The organism is Polaribacter sp. 11A2H, assembly GCF_011379025.1.
In the GTDB taxonomy this organism is placed as follows: Bacteria; Bacteroidota; Bacteroidia; order Flavobacteriales; family Flavobacteriaceae; genus Polaribacter.
The window spans coordinates 170566-189067 of sequence record NZ_WTLD01000006.1; the positions used below are offsets into that span (position 1 = coordinate 170566).

The window sequence follows — 18502 nt, forward strand, 5'->3', positions numbered from 1 at the left end:
ATTTTTTAGTTAGATGCTAAATATGCAGCAGTTCCTTTTGCATTAGGAGCCATTGCTTCTTTACCTTCTTCCCAGTTTGCAGGACAAACCTCTCCATGAGATTGTACGTGCGCATAAGCATCAATTAAACGTAAAAATTCATTTACATTTCTACCTACTGGCATGTGATTAATACCTTCATGAAAAACAGTTCCTTCTTCATCAATTAAATAAGTAGCTCTATAAGTTACATTATCTCCTTCTACTTGAATTGTTTGTGAAGCTTCATCAAAAGTTTCATTGGTAATATCTAAGATCCCTAAGATAGAAGATAAATTTCTGTTACTATCTGCTAAAATTGGGTATGTAACACCTTCTATACCTCCATTATCTTTAGAAGTACTTAACCATGCAAAGTGAACTTCTGGAGTATCACAAGAAGCACCAATTACAATGGTATTTCTTTTTTCAAATTCTCCTAAAGCTGCTTGAAAAGCGTGTAACTCTGTAGGACAAACAAATGTAAAATCTTTTGGATACCAGAATAATAACACTTTCTTTTTGTTATTTACTGCTTCTTCTAATACATTAACTTTAAATGTATCACCCATTTCATTCATTGCGTCTACATTTAAATCTGGGAATTTTTTTCCAACTGCTGTTGCCATTCTATATAAATTTTATAATTATTAATGTTCTAATTTTTACTGGTACAAAGATAAAAATAAAGAAAAAAAAAAGTAGAAATTATAATGGTAACTTTTGATATCACTATAACTATTTACTATACTTAAAAGAGCTGTAAATAGATTAACGCTATACTAAATATTCTGTATAAAAAAATAATGCTTTTAAAAAAAACTATATTTATAGTTTTTAACTATTTTAATATAAAAACAATAGATAAAATTTATTTAAAAACATATTGTAGTTTTGTCGAAAATTAAAACATAAAATTTAAAATATATACATAATGGAAAACTTAAAAGATACTTCTGGAGATATTTCTAAATGTCCTTTTCACGGAGGAAATACTACGAATGAAACAAATAACGACTGGTGGCCTAATTCTTTAAATTTAGATATTTTACATCAGCATGACACAAAAGTAAACCCACTTGGTGAAGACTTTAATTATCATGAAGCGCTAAAGGGCCTTAATATTGATGCTTTAAAAGAAGATGTAACAAAATTAATGACTGATAGTAAGGATTGGTGGCCAGCAGATTGGGGACACTATGGAGGATTAATGATTCGTTTATCTTGGCACTCTGCAGGCTCTTACAGAGTTAGTGATGGACGTGGTGGTGGAGGTGGCGGAAACCAACGTTTTGCGCCTTTAAATTCTTGGCCAGACAATGCTAGTTTAGACAAAGCAAGACGTTTACTTTGGCCGATTAAGAAAAAATATGGGAACAAATTAAGTTGGGCAGATTTAATTATTTTGGCTGGCACCATTGCTTATGAATCTATGGGTTTAAAAACATATGGTTTTGCATTTGGTAGGCCAGATATTTGGCAACCAGAAAAAGATACGTATTGGGGTAATGAAAAAGAATGGTTAGCACCAAGTGATGAGCGTTATAATGATGTAGAAGATCCTAGCACAATGGAAAACCCATTAGCAGCTGTACAAATGGGCTTAGTTTATGTAAACCCAGAAGGTGTTAACGGTAAATCTAACCCTGCAAAAACAGCGCTACATATTAGAGAAACTTTTGCTCGTATGGCAATGGATGATGAAGAAACAGCGGCTTTAACTGCGGGAGGTCATACAGTTGGTAAAGCACACGGAAATGGAGATGCTAGTAAATTAGGCCCAGAACCAGAAGCAGCCCCTACAGAAAACCAAGGTTTAGGTTGGTCTAACCCTACCAGATCTGGTGTTGGTAGAGATACGGTAACAAGTGGAATAGAAGGTGCATGGACTACAGAACCTACAAAATGGGATAATGGTTATTTCCACCTTTTGTTTGGTTATGAGTGGGAATTAACAAAAAGTCCGGCAGGAGCTACACAATGGGCACCGATTAATATTAAAGAAGAAGATAAACCGGTAGATGTAGAAGATCCTTCTATTCGTTCAAATCCTATGATGACAGATGCAGATATGGCGATGAAAGTAGATCCTATTTATCGTAAAATCTGTGAGAAATTCAGTAAAGATCACCAATATTTTTCTGAAACGTTTGCACGTGCTTGGTTTAAGTTAACGCACAGAGATATGGGACCAAAAGTTAGATATTACGGTCCGGATGTACCTTCTGAAGATTTAATTTGGCAAGATCCAATTCCTAAAGGAAAGAAAGAATATGACGTAAACCTAGTTAAGGAAAAAATTTCAAATACCGATTTAACGATACCAGAATTAGTTGCTACTGCTTGGGATAGCGCAAGGACTTATAGAGGTTCTGATATGCGTGGAGGAGCAAATGGTGCTCGTATTCGTTTAGCTCCTCAAAAAGATTGGGCTGGTAATGAACCAGAAAGATTAAACAAAGTTTTAGGTATTTTAACTCCTATAGCCACAGAATTTGGAATTAGTATTGCTGATACCATTGTTTTAGCGGGTAATGTTGGTGTAGAAAAATCAATTAAAAATGCAGGTTTTAATACCACTGTTCCTTTTACTGCTGGTCGTGGAGATGCTACAGATGAAATGACAGATGCAGCCTCTTTTGAACCTTTAGAGCCAATTGCAGACGGATATAGAAACTGGTTAAAGCAAGAGTACATTGTTAGTCCGGAAGAATTGATGTTAGATAAAACACAACTTTTAGGTTTAACTGCTCCAGAAATGACAATTTTAATTGGAGGAATGAGAGTTCTAGGTACTAATTACGACGGAACTAAACATGGCGTTTTTACAGATAATGAAGGTGCTTTAACCAATGATTTCTTTGTAAATTTAACAGATATGGGAAATACTTGGAATTCTGTTGGTGCAGGTTTATATGAAATTAGAGACCGTAAAACGGATACTTTTAAATGGTCTGCAACCAGTGTAGATTTAGTATTTGGTTCTAACTCTATTTTACGCTCTTACGCGGAAGTATATGCGCAAGATGATAATAAAGAAAAATTTGTAAATGCATTTGTAAAAGCTTGGACAAAAGTGATGAATGCTGATAGATTTGATGTTAAATAATTAATTTTAAAAAAGAGGCTGGCTAAAAAGCACGTTTTTTTGTCAATCTGAATTTATTTCAGATTCTTATGAAGATTGAATTTCAGTAAGTTAAAATACTGAAACAAATTCAGCATGACAAGATTTAATGCTTTTTAAACAGTCTCTTATAATAAACACACTACTTATGAATATTTTAAATACTTTTTTTGAAGCAATTCAATCTGCAAATATCGATGTAATAGAAACACTTTTAAAAAGGTTTCCAGAATTGGCAAATAGACTAGATAAAAGAGGTTTTACACCATTAGTTTTTGCAACCTATTTTAATAAAATAGAAATTGCAGAAGCCCTTATTAATAACAAGGCAAATGTAAATTATAGTGATGCAAAAGGAAACACTGCATTATTAGGTGTTGCTTTTAAAGGAAATACTGATATAGCAGCACTCCTTTTAAAAAATAATGCAAATATTAACGTACAAAATAATCTTGGTTATACACCTTTAATTTTTGCAACCATGTATAATCAACCAAAAATGGTGGCATTTTTATTGAAACAAAATGCAGATTTATCTCTTAAAGACAAAGAAAACAAATCTGCCTTAGATATTGCAAAATCAAAAGGTTTTACAGAAATTATTAGCTTATTAGAAACTACGTAAGCTACTTACTTGCAAACATCTTAATATCGTTTGCAGAGACTTCTTTTTCTCCTAAAATAATTAAACGCTCTACTACATTTCTTAATTCTCGTATATTACCTGTCCAATCATATTCTTGTAATAACTTTATGGCAGCAGATGAAAATGCTTTTTTAGGAGTTCCTTGTTCTACAGAAATTTTATCAGTAAAAAAATCCACTAATAACGGAATATCTTCTCTTCTATCATTTAAAGATGGAACTTGAATTAAGATAACCGCTAACCTGTGGTATAAATCTTCTCTAAATCTACCTTCTTCTATTTCAACTTTAAGGTTTTTATTAGTCGCAGCAACAATTCTAACATTTACTTTAATATCTCTATCAGAACCAACACGCTGAATTTTATTTTCTTGCAAAGCACGTAATACTTTTGCTTGTGCAGACAAACTCATATCCCCTATTTCATCTAAAAAAATAGTTCCCCCGTTTGCTGCTTCAAATTTACCTGCCCTGTCTTTATTTGCTCCGGTAAAAGAACCTTTTACATGACCAAATAATTCACTTTCTATTAATTCTGATGGAATTGCAGCACAGTTTACCTCTATTAAAGAACCTTTAGATCTATCTGATTTTTCGTGCAACCAATGTGCAACCAATTCTTTTCCTGTTCCATTAGGTCCGGTTACTAAAACTCTTGCATCTGTTGGTGCTACTTTTTCAATCATCTCTTTTATCTGAGAAATTGCCGCACTTTCACCAATCATTTCGTAGTTTTTACTAACCTTCTTCTTCAACCTTTTATTTTCTACAATCAATACTTTTTTATCCAAAGCATTTCTAACTGTATTTAAAAGTCTATTTAAATCTGGTGGTTTAGAAATATAATCAAAAGCACCTAAACGCATTGTATTTACAGCTGTGTCTAAATCTCCGTGCCCAGAAATCATAACAATCGGAATTTCTGGTTTTATTTTCTTCGCCTTTTCTAATACCTCAACACCATCCATTTTTGGCATTTTAATATCACATAAAACCAAATCGTAATCATTATTCATAATCATCTCTATCCCTAACAAACCATCTTCTGCTTCTTCAACATGATAAGTTTCATTTTCTTCAGAAATAATTTTTGTTAAAACTCTTCTAATAGCAGCTTCATCTTCTATAATTAAAATCTTTGACATTATATTTTAAATTTAATACCTGTTCTTAAATAAAACGCATTTACTTTATCTAAAGTATATACATTCTTTCTGTCTTTATCTCTTAAAACATTACTCAATCTAACAGTGTAACCACTATAAGCAAATAACACTAAATGCTTTGTAAACTGATAGTCATAGCCTAAACCTGCTACCAATACAGATAAAGATATATTGTCTGCTTCTTTATTATTTATAATTATTGGCGTCTTTAAATGTGCAAAATAACCATCTAAACCTACAAAAGATTGTAGACTGTTTACTGGGTTTATTTTGTATTTTACATTCATTTTAGGCACACCAACCGTATAAGACCATTTCTCATCTACTTGCCTAAAGTAATTTATTAATGGTAATGGAAAAGGAATACCCGCAGTTGTATTATAGGTTAAGCCCAAAGTTAAACGATATGGTTTTGCTAAGCTTTTATCTTTTGTTCTATCTTTTATAAAAAAAAGACCTCCGTTAATAAAAAAATCTTCGCTTGTTATTTTGTGGGTTAAGGTTGCAGCTAACCTAGGCGTAAAACTATAAGCAACTCTCCAATGATCGCTCATTTTATGAGTATATGCTAAATTTAAATCAATAACATTAATGTTTTCTAATAACGAGGTATCAAAAGGATATTCATCTTTTAAATTTAAAAAAATTCTATTAAATTCTGAACCAATTATTAAATAACTATCTTCTTTTATTTTTATAGGATAATTAAACAACGCTCTAATTCTAGTATATTGATCATCAGATTCTTTTTTAGGAATAAAAGAATATTCTATTCTAGCCAAATCTGTTAACTGTGCATTTGTTATTAAACTAACAAATAATACTAAAACAATTATACATCTCTTCATTTTAATCCTTATTTAACAAGTCCTTGCGTATTAGAATAAACATGAATATCTCTTTGAGGAAATGGAATTGAAATATTGTGTTCTCTAAATAATCTATCTATTTCAAAACGAATATCACTTTGTGGATATTGTGCTTTAAAACTATCTGCAAGTGTAAATACTACTTTAAAGTTTAACGAACTATCTCCAAAATCTTCAAAAAGCACCGAAACTGGTGGACTAACTAAAACACTTGGGTGAGATTTTGCAGCTTTAATTAACAATTCTTTTACCAATTGTACGTCGCTACCATAAGCAACTCCAACTTTTACAGATTCTCTTGTGGTAGTGCCATTTTGTGTCCAATTATACAAACTGTTGGTTAAATATAAATGATTAGGGATTATTAATACTTTATTATTTAAGGTAACCGCTCTAGTGGTTCTTAATTTTATTTCCTCTACTCTACCAACTTTCCCTTCTAACTCAATAATATCTCCAGCATGCACAGATTTATCAATCATTATAAAAACACCCGAAATAATATCTTGAAATAACGTTTGCAAAGCCAAACCAACACCAATTAAAAGTGCTGCAGATGCTGCAAAAAGTGCCGTTAAGTTTACCCCCATTTTACTTATAGTTACTAAAAAAATAACTACATAGATAATCCAAGTTAAATAAGAAAAAATACTTCTAACCTTTAATTCATTCTCTGGCAGTAATTTTCTATTAACTATTTTTTTGAACAATCTTATCACTACAGAAGCAGTTGTTAAAGTAATTGTCAAAATAAGAACATCCAGAATACTGATACTAAAAGTATCTGTTATTACATAGTTTGAATTTATAAAATCTAATATTTTTCTCATTAAAACTAGTATTATCCTTTATATTTTAGCCATTTATACAAATCTTTATAGGTAGCTTTTTTACCATACATTAAAATACCTACTCTATAAATTTTAGCTGCTAACCAAACCATAAATACAAATGTGACTAACAATAATGCCATAGAAATTACCAATTCATACCAAGAAACACCAAAAGGAACTCTCATTAACATTACAATAGGACTTGTAAACGGAATATGAGAAAACAATACGGCAATAGATCCGTGAGGATCATTTATAACGGTTGCAAAACCAACATAAACTCCTAAAATAAGAGGTAACATTATTGGCATCATAAATTGTTGTGTATCTGTTTCATTGTCTACAGCAGCACCAACAGCTGCAAATAAAGAACTATACAACATAAAACCACCTAGAAAGTAAAAAATAAATAACACAAACATTTTTAAAATTGGTAGTTTCAGAATTTCTTGTACAATCATCTGACCTTTATCTCCTGCTGTTGCTTGTTGTACAGCATCCATTTGTTCCGCAGGTATTCTTGCAGATTGTACTTCTACCATATCTACTCCAAAAACAGACTGAGCAACAAACAAAATAACAGATAGTATAATACCCCAAATTAAAAACTGCAGTAAACCGGCAGAGGCATTTCCTAAAATTTTACCCAACATTAGTTGGAATGGTTTTACAGACGAAACAATAATTTCTATAATTCTACTTGTCTTTTCCTCAATAACACTTCTCATTACAGAAGTACCATAAATCATTACAAACATCATTAATAAGTAACCAGCAATAGCCCCGACTCCTATTTTTAATCCGTTTATTAATTTGGATGATTCTTCACCAGAAAAATTATACATTTTAATATCTGTATTAATCTTAGAAGCTTCTATTTTTTCTATATCAATACCAAAATTATTCAATTTTACATGCCTAATTTTAGTTTCAATTTTATTTTCCATAGAACTCATAACAGACATTCCCGGGGAGTCTGTAGAATAAAACTCTATCGATTTTGCCAACAATTCTAAACTATCTTGTTTCGGGATAATTAGTGCTCCGTAATAATCTCCCTCTTCAACCTTATTCTTTGTTTCTTCAATTCCTAAAGCAGTATAATCTGTATAATGAATGGTTTTAGAATCTTTAAAATCTTCTTTAGAAAACAACCCAGAATTATCTACATAAACGATTTCTTTAACTTTCTCATCATTTTTTTGCATCAGAAAATACACCAAAGCCCCCATACCAATCATTAATAACGGACTTAAAAAAGTCATCATTATAAAAGATTTGTTACGAACCTTTGCAATAAACTCTCTCTGTATAATTAGTTTTAACTTGCTCATTTTATTAATTGTTCTTATTTATTGCCTGAATAAAAATATCATTTGCACTTGGTATCAACTCTACAAAATGCTGCACTTCTCCCTTACTTGTTAAAAATGATAACAAATCGTTTGCAGTATTTCCTTCTGTTAATTTTATATTCATAGTTAAACTGTCATTCAATAATTTAAAGTTTGATGGAAAAACCTCAAAATTCTCTTTTAATTTCGCTTCCACTTCCTTAGGATGATCAGTATGCAAGCCTACTTGAAACGTATGCGTTCTAAACTGACGCTTAATATCGTCTAACTTACCGTCTAAAATTTTGTTCGATTTATCAATCAGAGCAATTTCATCGCACATTTCTTCTACAGATTCCATTCTGTGGGTAGAAAAAATAATGGTTGCACCTTCATCACGAAGTTGTAAAATTTCTTTAGCAATTAATTGCGCGTTTATAGGATCGAATCCAGAAAAAGGTTCATCAAAAATTAATAATTTAGGATTGTGCATCACCGTTACAATAAATTGTACTTTTTGTGCCATTCCCTTAGAAAGTTCTTCAATTTTCTTATTCCACCAAGCAGAAATATCAAATTTATCAAACCAATATTTTAAACGTTTTTTTGCTTCAGCTTTACTCAATCCTTTTAATTGTGCTAAATACAAAGCTTGTTCTCCTACTTTCATAGATTTATACAAACCACGTTCTTCTGGTAAATAGCCAATTTGTGCTGTATGATGCGGTGCCAATACTTCTCCATCTAAAATAATAGATCCGCTATCTGGCATTGTTATTTGGTTGATTATTCTAATTAAAGATGTTTTTCCTGCTCCATTTGGACCTAATAATCCAAAAACACATCCTTTAGGTATATGTAATGAAACATCATTTAATGCTCTAAAATCACCATAATTTTTTACAACATTATTAACTTCTAATAAATTTTTCATTGCCTCTTAATAATTTTTTTCTGAAAGTTCTCAGTAATCACAAACTTACATATTTTAAAAAGATTAGTATAAAAACTTGATAAAACGTTACAATATAATTTAAAAAGACTTCAATTAATAAAAACAAAAGGTCTCCTTTTAGATAATAATTATAAAAACGCAACTTAAGAAACACAAGTATGTGGTCTTAAAAAGGCTAAATTATTTGTTAAAATTTACTATGCACGCATAACTTTTCCTGAATTTACTATGCATGCATAATAAATTTTTATATATTTGACATAATGAATAAATTAAAATCGATAGATCATGAGCTCAGAGCAACTTGGCAAGCAGTTGCTAAAGTGTATAACGAGCAGGCCGTAAAACATGATAGTACAATGGCTACCGCATTTGTTTTATTAAATATAGACAAGCTAAACGGTACGCCATCTACAGCTTTAGGCCCTTTAATGGGAATGGAACCTACAAGTCTTTCTAGAATATTAAAAACGATGGAAGATAAAGGGGCTATTTCTAGAGAGAAAAACCCAGATGACGGTAGAAGTGTCATCATCAAATTAACTGAGTATGGCAAAGAAATGCGTAAAATATCTAAAGCGTATGTAATACAGTTTAATGAAACCGTAATGGAAAATGTTTCTGAAGAAGATTTAGCAGGATTTTTTAAAGTAACATCTACCATTAACAAACTAATAGCAGACAAAGATATTTACGAAAATGCCAATAAAAATAAAGTAGTATAACAAAATTGACTAAAGACTGAATGACCTGAGATAATTAGACTGAATACAAAAAGTCTTACATCTTATTTCTTTTTAAATCAAACGTCAAAAAATTTTAAAAACAAATGACTAGAAGAATTAAAAAAGTAGCAATCATTGGCTCTGGAATTATGGGAAGCGGAATTGCTTGTCATTTTGCAAACATTGGAGTTGAAGTTCTTTTATTGGACATTGTGCCAAGAGAATTAAACGACAAAGAAAAGGCTAAAGGACTAACCCTCGAAGACAAAGTTGTAAGAAATCGTTTAGTAAATGACGCACTCACAGCTTCCCTTAAATCTAAACCATCTCCTATCTATAATCAAAAATTTGCAAATAGAATTACCACAGGTAATTTAGATGATGATATTGCAAAAGTTGCGGATGTAGATTGGATTATGGAGGTTGTTGTAGAAAGACTAGACATTAAAAAAATTGTTTTTGATAAACTAGAGAAATACAGAAAGCCTGGTACTATTATTTCTTCTAACACTTCTGGTATTCCTATTCAATTTATGAACGAAGGAAGAAGTGAAGATTTTCAGAAACATTTTGCGGTTACTCACTTTTTTAATCCTCCAAGATATTTAAAACTTTTTGAGGTTGTTCCTGGTCCAGACTGTAAACAAGAAGTTACTGACTTCTTAATGATGTACGGAGAAAAATTTTTAGGTAAAACTTCTGTTTTAGCAAAAGATACTCCTGCTTTTATTGGGAATAGAATTGGAATTTTCGGAATTCAATCTTTATTCCATCAAGTAAAAGAATTAGGCTTAACAGTTGAAGAAGTCGATAAATTAACAGGTCCGGTTATTGGAAGACCAAAATCTGCTACTTTTAGAACTGTGGATGTTGTTGGTTTAGATACGCTTGTACACGTTGCAAACGGAATCTATGAAAACTGTCCTGATGATGAAGCTCACGATTTATTTAAACTTCCAGAATTCATCAATAAAATGATGGAAAACAAATGGTTGGGAAGTAAAACCGGACAAGGTTTCTATAAAAAAACAGTAAATACTGAAGGTAAAAAAGAAATTTTAACTTTAGACTTAGATACTTTAGAATATCGTTCTTCTAAAAGAGCAAAATTTGCAACTTTAGAACTTACGAAAACGATTGATAAGCCAATTGACCGTTTTAAAGTGTTGGTTGGAGGAAAAGATAAAGCTGGAGAATTCTACAGAAAGAACTTTGCAGCAATGTTTGCGTATGTTCAAAATAGAATTCCAGAAATTTCTGATGAATTGTATAAGATTGATGACGCCATGAAAGCGGGATTCGGTTGGGAAAATGGTCCTTTCGAAATTTGGGATGCAATTGGTGTAGAAAAAGGAATTGAATTAATGAAAGCTGAAGGAGCAGAACCTGCAACTTGGGTAACAGAAATGTTAGCTTCTGGTTCTAAATCTTTCTATTCAGTTAAAGAAGGTGCTACTTATTTTTATGATATTCCTTCTAAATCTCAGACAAAGAAACCAGGTCAAGATGGTTTTATTATTTTAGATAACATTAGAAAATCAAACGAAGTATTTAAAAATTCTGGTGTTGTTATTGAAGATATTGGAGACGGAATTTTAAATATAGAGTTCCAATCTAAAATGAATACGATTGGTGGTGATGTTTTAGCCGGTATTAATAAAGGAATAGATTTAGCCGAAAAAGATTTTCAAGGTTTGGTTGTTGGTAACCAAGCAGCAAACTTCTCTGTTGGAGCAAATATTGGTATGATTTTTATGATGGCCGTAGAGCAAGAATATGATGAACTAAATTATGCCATTAAATATTTTCAAGATACCATGATGCGTATGCGTTATTCATCTATACCAACTATTTCTGCTCCTCATGGAATGGCTTTAGGTGGTGGTTGTGAAATTTCGTTACATGCAGATAAAGTAGTTGCTGCTGCAGAAACCTATATGGGATTAGTAGAGTTTGGAGTTGGTGTAATTCCTGGTGGTGGTGGTTCTAAAGAAATGGCTTTAAGAGCATCAGATTCTTTTCAAAAAGGAGACGTTGAATTAAACGTTTTGCAAGAAAACTTCTTAACTATTGGTATGGCAAAAGTATCTACTTCTGCGTATGAAGCATTCGATTTAGGCTTACTTCAAAAAGGAAAAGATGTTATTGTTGTTAATAAAGACAGACAAATAGCAACTGCAAAAGCACACGCAAAATTAATGGCAGAAAGTGGTTATACTCAACCTGCAAGACGTAAAGATGTTAAGGTTTTAGGTAAACAAGCTTTGGGTATGTTTTTAGTAGGAACAGATTCTATGGAGCATTCTAAGTATATTTCTGAACATGACATGAAAATAGCTAATAAACTGGCATACGTAATGGCTGGAGGAGATTTATCTGAACCTACTTTAGTTACAGAACAGTATCTATTAGATTTAGAAAGGGAAGCTTTTTTGAGTTTATGTACGGAAAGAAAAACGTTAGAGAGAATTCAAGCAATGTTGAAGACGGGGAAACCACTTAGGAATTAAGTATTGAGAACAAAGTATTAAGACTGAGCATCTTTATGAAAAAGGTTTTCTATAATATTTTGTACTTAATTCTTATTACTAACAATCTTAATACTAATTAATATGCACAGGTTTGAAGATTTGAAAATATGGCAAAAAGCAATGGATATAACAGAAAAGTGTTATCAAGCTTCCAGAAATTTTCCTAAAGAGGAAAAATATGGATTGACATCTCAACTAAGAAGAAGTGCTGTTTCTATACCTTCTAACATTTCTGAAGGAGCAGGAAGAAATACCAATGGAGAATTTAAGCAATTTTTAGGAATTGCAAATGGTTCTTCTTATGAATTATTAACTCAATTATATTTATCTAAAAGATTAAATTTAATTACTGAAGAAAATGTAAGACCCATTATAAATGAAATACTTGAAGTAACAAGAATGAATTTCTCTCTTCAAAAATCACTTACTAAGTCTTAATTCTTTATACTAAAATCTTAATACTAATGACAAAACAAGCATATATAGTAAAAGCATACAGAACTGCAGTTGCAAAAGCCCCAAAAGGTGTTTTTCGCTTTAAACGTGCAGACGAATTAGGTGCCGAAACCATTCAGCACATGATGAAAGAATTACCAAATTTAGACGTAAAACGTATCGATGATGTTATGGTTGGTAACGCAATGCCAGAAGGAGCACAAGGATTAAATATGGCACGATTTATTTCTTTAATAGGATTAAATTCGGTGGATGTTCCTGGTGTAACTGTAAACCGTTTCTGTTCGTCTGGATTAGAAACCATTGCCATGGCAGCAGCTAAAATTAATGCAGGAATGGCAAGTTGTATTATTGCAGGTGGAGCAGAAAGCATGAGCTCTGTACCGATGACAGGTTTTAAACCAGAATTAAATTATGACACCATTAAATCTGGTCATGCAGATTATTATTGGGGAATGGGAAACACTGCAGAGGCGGTAGCAAATCAATTTAAGGTTTCTAGAAAAGACCAAGATGAATTTGCATTCAACTCTCACATGAAAGCTTTAAAAGCACAAGCAGAAAATCGTTTTCAAGACCAAATAGTTCCTATTGAAGTTGAAGAAACTTATTTAGATGCAAACGGAAAAAAAGCTACAAAAAAGTATATCGTAAATAAAGATGAAGGTCCAAGAGCAGGAACCTCAACAGCTATTTTAAATAAATTACGTCCGGTTTTTGCTGCTGGCGGAAGTGTAACTGCTGGTAACTCATCTCAAATGAGTGATGGAGCTGCTTTTGTAATGGTAATGAGTGAAGAAATGGTGAAAGAATTAAATCTAGAACCAATTGCCAGAGTAGTAAATTATGCTGCTGCGGGTGTAGAACCTAGAATTATGGGAATTGGTCCTGTTGCTGCAATCCCTAAAGTTTTAAAACAAGCAGGTTTGCAACAAAAAGATATTGATTTAATTGAATTGAATGAAGCATTTGCTTCTCAGTCTTTAGCAGTAATGCGTGAGCTAAATTTAAACCAAGACATTGTAAATGTAAATGGTGGAGCCATTGCTTTAGGTCATCCATTAGGTTGCACAGGCGCAAAATTATCTGTGCAATTATTTGATGAAATGCGTAAACGAAACATGAAAAATAAATACGGAATGGTAACCATGTGTGTTGGTACAGGTCAAGGTGCTGCAGGTGTGTTTGAGTTTCTGAGTTAGAAATCAAGCAAATAAAGCCTAGAGTATAGTCTAAAATAAATATTAAAACAAACAGTCTAGCATCTATTATCTAGTTGTCTAGAATTCAAAAAATAAAATATGGAAGCATCAAAAAAAGATTTATTAAGAGGTGGACAATTCCTTGTAAAGGAAACAAACTGTGAAGATGTATTTACTCCAGAAGATTTTTCTGAGGAGCAACAGATGATGAAGGAAGCGGTAATGGAATTTAATGACAGAGAAATCATTCCGCATAAAGCACGCTTTGAAGCTAAAGACTTTGCACTTACAGAAGAAGTAATGCGTAAAGCTGGTGAATTAGGTTTTTTAGGTGTAGCTGTTCCTGAAGCTTATGAAGGATTGGGAATGGGCTTTGTTTCTACCGTTTTAACGTGTGATTATATTTCTTCTGGTACAGGTTCTTTTAGTACTGCTTTTGGTGCACATACAGGAATTGGAACTATGCCTATTACCTTATACGGAACCGAAGAACAGAAACAAAAATACGTACCAAAATTAGCTACTGGTGAGTGGTTTGGAGCCTACTGCTTAACAGAACCAGGTGCTGGATCTGATGCAAATTCTGGTAAAACTACCGCTGAATTATCTGCTGATGGAAAGTCATACAAAATTAACGGTCAAAAAATGTGGATTTCTAACGCAGGTTTTTGTCGTTTAATGATTGTTTTTGCTCGTATAGAAGGTGATAAAAATATTACTGGTTTTATTGTTGAGTTTGATAAGGAAAATCCGAATGGAATTACATTGGGAGAGGAAGAACATAAATTAGGTATTAGAGCAAGTTCTACTAGACAGGTCTTTTTTAATGACACTGTAGTTCCTGTAGAAAACATGTTAGCAGGGCGTGGTGAAGGCTTTAAAATTGCCATGAATGCTTTAAATGTTGGACGAATTAAATTAGCCGCTGCTTGTTTAGATTCTCAAAGAAGAATTGTTACACATGCAGTAAAATATGCAAACGAACGTAAACAATTTAAAACACCTATTTCAGATTTTGGTGCCATTAAAGTAAAATTAGCTGAAATGGCAACCAATGCTTATGTTGGTGAATCTGCTACATATAGAGCTTCTAAAGATATTGAAGACAGAATTGCTTTAAGAGTAGCAGCAGGAAACACACATCAAGAAGCAGAATTAAAAGGTGTAGAAGAATATGCTATTGAATGTTCTATTTTAAAAGTAGCTGTTTCAGAAGACATACAAAATTGTGCAGACGAAGGAATTCAGATTTTTGGTGGAATGGGGTTCTCTGAAGAAACACCTATGGAATCTGCTTGGAGAGATGCAAGAATTGCTCGTATTTATGAAGGAACAAACGAAATTAACAGAATGCTTTCTGTTGGTATGTTAATTAAAAAAGCAATGAAAGGTCATGTAGATTTATTAGGTCCTGCAACAGAAGTTGCAAATAGCCTAATGGGAATACCTTCTTTTGATACTCCAGATTATTCTGAATTATTTTCTGAAGAAAAACACATGATTGCTAAGTTGAAGAAAACATTTTTAATGGTTGCAGGTGCAGCACTTCAAAAATATGGTCAAGAAATAGAATCACATCAACAATTATTAATTGCAGCTTCAGATATCTTAATTGAAATCTACATGGCTGAATCAGCAATATTAAGAACAGAGAAAAATGTAAAACGCACTAGCAAAGAAGCACAATCTGTTCAAATTGCAATGTCTAAATTATATTTATATCATGCAGTAGATATTATTGAAGAAAAAGGAAAAGAAAGTATTATCTCTTTTGCGGAAGGTGATGAACAACGTATGATGTTAATGGGCTTAAAACGTTTTACGAAGTACCAAAACTACCCAGATATTGTAGATTTACGTGACGAAATAGCAGAAAAAGTAAAAGCAGAAAACAAATACTGCTTCTAAAAATCTCTTGATGTCAAATTGAGTTTGTCGAAGTTTTCAAATTCTCTTTCAAACTCAACTGACTATCAGAATATAGTAAAAAATTAATCTTAATTTTAGATTAAATTAGTTGTTTGTTGTAAAAACCATCATTTTTAATGATGGTTTTTTTATACTCTAAATATTCATAGAATAATTAAAATTATATTAATTTTGAAACTCTTTCATATTTTCTAAATTAGAAGCCACAATGAAAAATAAAATATTTTTTTCTCTTTTTGCAGCATTCATATTCTTTGGGTGTAAAACTCAAATTACAACCATAAAACAACAAATTACAAGCAACCTTCCTATTAAAGAACATACCATTCAATCTTTATTATGGGTTCAAAATGCAGCTGAATACAAAGCATTAACTTACCAAGCATACAATTTAGCGCAACTTAGGTTAGATCAAATTCTTGCAAATAATACCTCTAAAAAACCTATTGCAATTGTTACAGATATAGACGAAACTCTTTTAGATAACAGTCCGTATTCTGGCAAACAAATTGAGCTAGATGAAAACTACACATCAGAAAGATGGGCAGAATGGGTCGCTCAGAAAAAAGCAGAAGCAATACCAGGAGCCCTTGCTTTTTTTAAGTACGCAGAAGGTAAAAATGTAGCTGTATTTTATATTTCTAACAGATCTGCAGCACAGACAAAAGAAACCATCGAAAACCTACAATTAAAGGATTTTCCTTTTGCTGATGAAACTCACGTACTTTTAAAAACAAACAGTAGTGAAAAAGGAACAAGAAGAAGTATTGTGAACAAAACACATGAAATAGTGCTACTTATTGGCGATAATTTATCTGACTTTTCATCAATATTTGAAAATAGCACTACTGATAAAAGAAACAAAAACACAGATAGTTTGCATACCTCTTTTGGTAATAAATATATTGTTTTGCCAAACCCAATGTATGGAGATTGGGAAACAAAAGGTATTTATGAAGGAAACTATAATTGGACAAATGCTCAAAAAGACTCTATCCGACATAAAAGAATCACTTCTTATTAAGTTCATTTTTTTATCAATCTTATAAAAAGTGATAGAGGCATCAACTCCGCTTAAACAGACATATTGGTTATTTTAAATGATAAACAATACCGTTAATTGCTTCGCTGTAAAAACGATTTACACATCAATTAAAAACATTAACGATCGACAGAATATCTATTAAACAAACTTCTTTGTATTGCTTTTTTAGCATCACTTAGAAGTTTTTCAATTTCAGGAATCGATTTTTTCTGTATTTCTGCAATTTCCTCTATTTTTAATTTTTGATTTGTAAACAAATAGAAAACAATTCGCATAGCAGCAGGCATATTGTGCAGCACTAATGCTATATGTTCGTTCACTTTGTCTTCACCTAACTGCGTATCTAATTTATCAGCTAAATCTTTCTCATCATCCTCTACAAATACATGGTCTAAGCTATAATCATTATGGTTATAAGTTGCATCATCTAACTCTTCTAGCAACACTAAATCTCCTCCTCCATCTGTACTAAATTCTTCCTGTAGTTCATCCCATTCTGGCTTGGAATAATCATCAATGTTTTTAAAAAACAATTCATTAAACTCTTCTTCAACAATAACATCCTCTAGTAAATCATTTGTTTTTTTAAACAACCATAAATAGAAATTACCTTCATTTTCTACCTCATCAATCGTATCGTAAATTGTAATAAAAAGTTGATCTATAATATCATCTGCTTTGTATTTCTTTTTAGAAAAATGACCTTTTTTTATAGCTGTATTCAATCTTTGATTTACATAATTTCTAATTTCTGGCAAAATTTTTAAAACTAATTGATTAAAATCGGTTTGATTATCTTCCTTTTTTAGTTTTACCAAACTAGAAAATGATTTTGTTACAAAAAGACGATACTCACTTTTGTTTTGGTAATAAGAAATGCTTGTTTTCATAATAAAATGCTTTAAAGATATTTCTAAAGATGCAAAATAAGAAATGATAATAAAATGATAAAAATCAGTAAACTATCAACTTTAACAATTAAAAAAAACTGTTTTCAAAGGAGCTAAATACCTTATGATAAAATGAAATTAAAGTTTAAAGAATTCTATTTATAATTTAATAAACTTTTATTGCACTACAATCCATTTAATATCAGTACTTTTGCACGCAATTTGAAAACACACGAATGAAACGTATTAAAGAATATAAAAAACTTTTTAAAGTAGAAGGAGCTATTGATTTAAAAGATTTAAAAAAATCTTATAGAGGTTTAGTAAAGGAATGGCATCCAGATAAATTTACTGATGACTCTAAAAAAGAGGAAGCAGATCTAATGAGTACTCAAATTATAGATGGGTATCATTTTTTAGTTAGCATCGCTCCAGAAACAAAAGCAGCTAATTTAGACGCTTACAAAACAACTATAACAGAATTTCAAGTTGCAGACTGGCATCATAAAAGTATGTTATTAGAAGTTACTTTTACAGACGGAAATAAATACGAATACTTTGGTGTTAGTAAAATACTTTTTGGAAAATTTGTAAACGCAAAATCTATGAACAATTTTGGTAAAAGAAATATTTTTAATTCTTTTACTTACAGAAAATCTATGAAAGCTTCTGCTACTGTTTAAAAGAATTATAAAAATACTATTGTTAAAAGTTTCCTTCTAAACAAGGAATGAAAAATAATTTTGAAATAATCTTATTTATCTAAGATAATAAGAT

Annotated in this window: 16 protein-coding genes; 9 read left to right on the forward strand and 7 right to left on the reverse strand. The window is 31.5% G+C overall.

Features of this window, described 5'->3' with window-relative positions; all coding sequences use genetic code 11:
• Positions 1–5: 5 nt before the first annotated feature.
• A complete protein-coding gene (locus GQS58_RS09745; RefSeq protein WP_166385324.1) occupies positions 6–647 on the reverse strand; it encodes a peroxiredoxin in 642 nt (213 codons plus the stop codon).
• Positions 648–952: 305 nt separating this feature from the next.
• Here GQS58_RS09745 and katG point away from each other — a divergent pair, with 305 nt between their 5' ends.
• Both katG and GQS58_RS09755 read left to right on the forward strand, forming a co-directional pair.
• Complete coding sequence (gene katG, locus GQS58_RS09750; RefSeq protein WP_166385326.1) at positions 953–3127, forward strand: catalase/peroxidase HPI; 2175 nt, start codon at positions 953–955, stop codon at positions 3125–3127.
• Positions 3128–3293: 166 nt separating this feature from the next.
• A complete protein-coding gene (locus GQS58_RS09755; protein WP_166385328.1) occupies positions 3294–3770 on the forward strand; it encodes an ankyrin repeat domain-containing protein in 477 nt (158 codons plus the stop codon).
• A gap of 1 nt (position 3771) precedes the next feature.
• Here the strand turns inward: GQS58_RS09755 and GQS58_RS09760 are convergent, their stop codons facing one another.
• Genes GQS58_RS09760 through GQS58_RS09780 form a run of 5 tightly spaced genes read right to left on the reverse strand, consistent with a single transcriptional unit; the run spans position 3772 to position 8926 of the window.
• Complete coding sequence (locus GQS58_RS09760; protein WP_166385330.1) at positions 3772–4935, reverse strand: sigma-54-dependent transcriptional regulator; 1164 nt, start codon at positions 4933–4935, stop codon at positions 3772–3774.
• Positions 4935–5804, reverse strand: a complete 870-nt coding sequence (locus GQS58_RS09765) for a DUF6268 family outer membrane beta-barrel protein (protein ID WP_166385332.1) — start codon at positions 5802–5804, stop codon at positions 4935–4937. Before GQS58_RS09765 ends, GQS58_RS09760 begins: the two co-directional genes overlap by 1 nt.
• Before the next feature lie 8 nt (positions 5805–5812).
• Positions 5813–6655, reverse strand: a complete 843-nt coding sequence (locus tag GQS58_RS09770; RefSeq protein WP_166385335.1) for a mechanosensitive ion channel family protein — start codon at positions 6653–6655, stop codon at positions 5813–5815.
• Positions 6656–6666: 11 nt separating this feature from the next.
• A complete protein-coding gene (locus GQS58_RS09775) occupies positions 6667–7992 on the reverse strand; it encodes an ABC transporter permease (protein ID WP_166385337.1) in 1326 nt (441 codons plus the stop codon).
• A gap of 4 nt (positions 7993–7996) precedes the next feature.
• A complete protein-coding gene (locus GQS58_RS09780; RefSeq protein WP_166385339.1) occupies positions 7997–8926 on the reverse strand; it encodes an ABC transporter ATP-binding protein in 930 nt (309 codons plus the stop codon).
• Between the two features lie 284 nt (positions 8927–9210).
• Between GQS58_RS09780 and GQS58_RS09785 the strand changes: the two genes are divergently transcribed.
• The 6 genes from GQS58_RS09785 (at position 9211) to GQS58_RS09810 (ending at position 16814) form a co-directional block, all read left to right on the forward strand.
• A complete protein-coding gene (locus tag GQS58_RS09785) occupies positions 9211–9672 on the forward strand; it encodes a MarR family winged helix-turn-helix transcriptional regulator (protein WP_166385341.1) in 462 nt (153 codons plus the stop codon).
• A 104-nt stretch (positions 9673–9776) separates the two neighbouring features.
• Positions 9777–12182 carry a 3-hydroxyacyl-CoA dehydrogenase/enoyl-CoA hydratase family protein gene (locus GQS58_RS09790; protein ID WP_166385343.1) on the forward strand — a complete coding sequence of 802 codons (2406 nt, stop codon included), beginning with the start codon at positions 9777–9779 and terminating at the stop codon, positions 12180–12182.
• Between the two features lie 102 nt (positions 12183–12284).
• Complete coding sequence (locus GQS58_RS09795; protein ID WP_166385345.1) at positions 12285–12641, forward strand: four helix bundle protein; 357 nt, start codon at positions 12285–12287, stop codon at positions 12639–12641.
• Positions 12642–12667: 26 nt separating this feature from the next.
• Positions 12668–13861: an acetyl-CoA C-acyltransferase gene (locus tag GQS58_RS09800; RefSeq protein WP_166385347.1), complete on the forward strand. Its 1194-nt coding sequence runs from the start codon at positions 12668–12670 to the stop codon at positions 13859–13861.
• 99 nt (positions 13862–13960) lie between these two features.
• Positions 13961–15769: an acyl-CoA dehydrogenase family protein gene (locus GQS58_RS09805; RefSeq protein WP_166385349.1), complete on the forward strand. Its 1809-nt coding sequence runs from the start codon at positions 13961–13963 to the stop codon at positions 15767–15769.
• A 229-nt stretch (positions 15770–15998) separates the two neighbouring features.
• Positions 15999–16814 carry a 5'-nucleotidase, lipoprotein e(P4) family gene (locus GQS58_RS09810; RefSeq protein WP_166385351.1) on the forward strand — a complete coding sequence of 272 codons (816 nt, stop codon included), beginning with the start codon at positions 15999–16001 and terminating at the stop codon, positions 16812–16814.
• Positions 16815–16951: 137 nt separating this feature from the next.
• Here GQS58_RS09810 and GQS58_RS09815 read toward each other — a convergent pair whose 3' ends face one another.
• The gene (locus tag GQS58_RS09815) at positions 16952–17725 is read right to left on the reverse strand and encodes an RNA polymerase sigma factor (RefSeq protein ID WP_166385353.1); all 774 of its coding nucleotides are present in this window, start codon (positions 17723–17725) and stop codon (positions 16952–16954) included.
• Positions 17726–17961: 236 nt separating this feature from the next.
• On the opposite strand from GQS58_RS09815, the gene GQS58_RS09820 reads away from it, so the two are divergent.
• Entirely contained in the window at positions 17962–18408 is a 447-nt protein-coding gene (locus GQS58_RS09820) for a KTSC domain-containing protein (RefSeq protein WP_166385355.1), read from the forward strand.
• Positions 18409–18502 lie beyond the last annotated feature (94 nt).

What these genes read in the sequence shown, in the direction of transcription:
- GQS58_RS09745 (WP_166385324.1), bottom strand. Translation starts at nt 647, where the DNA reads ATGGCAACAGCAGTTGGAAAAAAATTCCCAGATTTAAATGTAGACGCA.
- katG (WP_166385326.1), top strand. Translation starts at nt 953, where the DNA reads ATGGAAAACTTAAAAGATACTTCTGGAGATATTTCTAAATGTCCTTTT.
- GQS58_RS09755 (WP_166385328.1), top strand. Translation starts at nt 3,294, where the DNA reads ATGAATATTTTAAATACTTTTTTTGAAGCAATTCAATCTGCAAATATC.
- GQS58_RS09760 (WP_166385330.1), bottom strand. Translation starts at nt 4,935, where the DNA reads ATGTCAAAGATTTTAATTATAGAAGATGAAGCTGCTATTAGAAGAGTT.
- GQS58_RS09765 (WP_166385332.1), bottom strand. Translation starts at nt 5,804, where the DNA reads ATGAAGAGATGTATAATTGTTTTAGTATTATTTGTTAGTTTAATAACA.
- GQS58_RS09770 (WP_166385335.1), bottom strand. Translation starts at nt 6,655, where the DNA reads ATGAGAAAAATATTAGATTTTATAAATTCAAACTATGTAATAACAGAT.
- GQS58_RS09775 (WP_166385337.1), bottom strand. Translation starts at nt 7,992, where the DNA reads ATGAGCAAGTTAAAACTAATTATACAGAGAGAGTTTATTGCAAAGGTT.
- GQS58_RS09780 (WP_166385339.1), bottom strand. Translation starts at nt 8,926, where the DNA reads ATGAAAAATTTATTAGAAGTTAATAATGTTGTAAAAAATTATGGTGAT.
- GQS58_RS09785 (WP_166385341.1), top strand. Translation starts at nt 9,211, where the DNA reads ATGAATAAATTAAAATCGATAGATCATGAGCTCAGAGCAACTTGGCAA.
- GQS58_RS09790 (WP_166385343.1), top strand. Translation starts at nt 9,777, where the DNA reads ATGACTAGAAGAATTAAAAAAGTAGCAATCATTGGCTCTGGAATTATG.
- GQS58_RS09795 (WP_166385345.1), top strand. Translation starts at nt 12,285, where the DNA reads ATGCACAGGTTTGAAGATTTGAAAATATGGCAAAAAGCAATGGATATA.
- GQS58_RS09800 (WP_166385347.1), top strand. Translation starts at nt 12,668, where the DNA reads ATGACAAAACAAGCATATATAGTAAAAGCATACAGAACTGCAGTTGCA.
- GQS58_RS09805 (WP_166385349.1), top strand. Translation starts at nt 13,961, where the DNA reads ATGGAAGCATCAAAAAAAGATTTATTAAGAGGTGGACAATTCCTTGTA.
- GQS58_RS09810 (WP_166385351.1), top strand. Translation starts at nt 15,999, where the DNA reads ATGAAAAATAAAATATTTTTTTCTCTTTTTGCAGCATTCATATTCTTT.
- GQS58_RS09815 (WP_166385353.1), bottom strand. Translation starts at nt 17,725, where the DNA reads ATGAAAACAAGCATTTCTTATTACCAAAACAAAAGTGAGTATCGTCTT.
- GQS58_RS09820 (WP_166385355.1), top strand. Translation starts at nt 17,962, where the DNA reads ATGAAACGTATTAAAGAATATAAAAAACTTTTTAAAGTAGAAGGAGCT.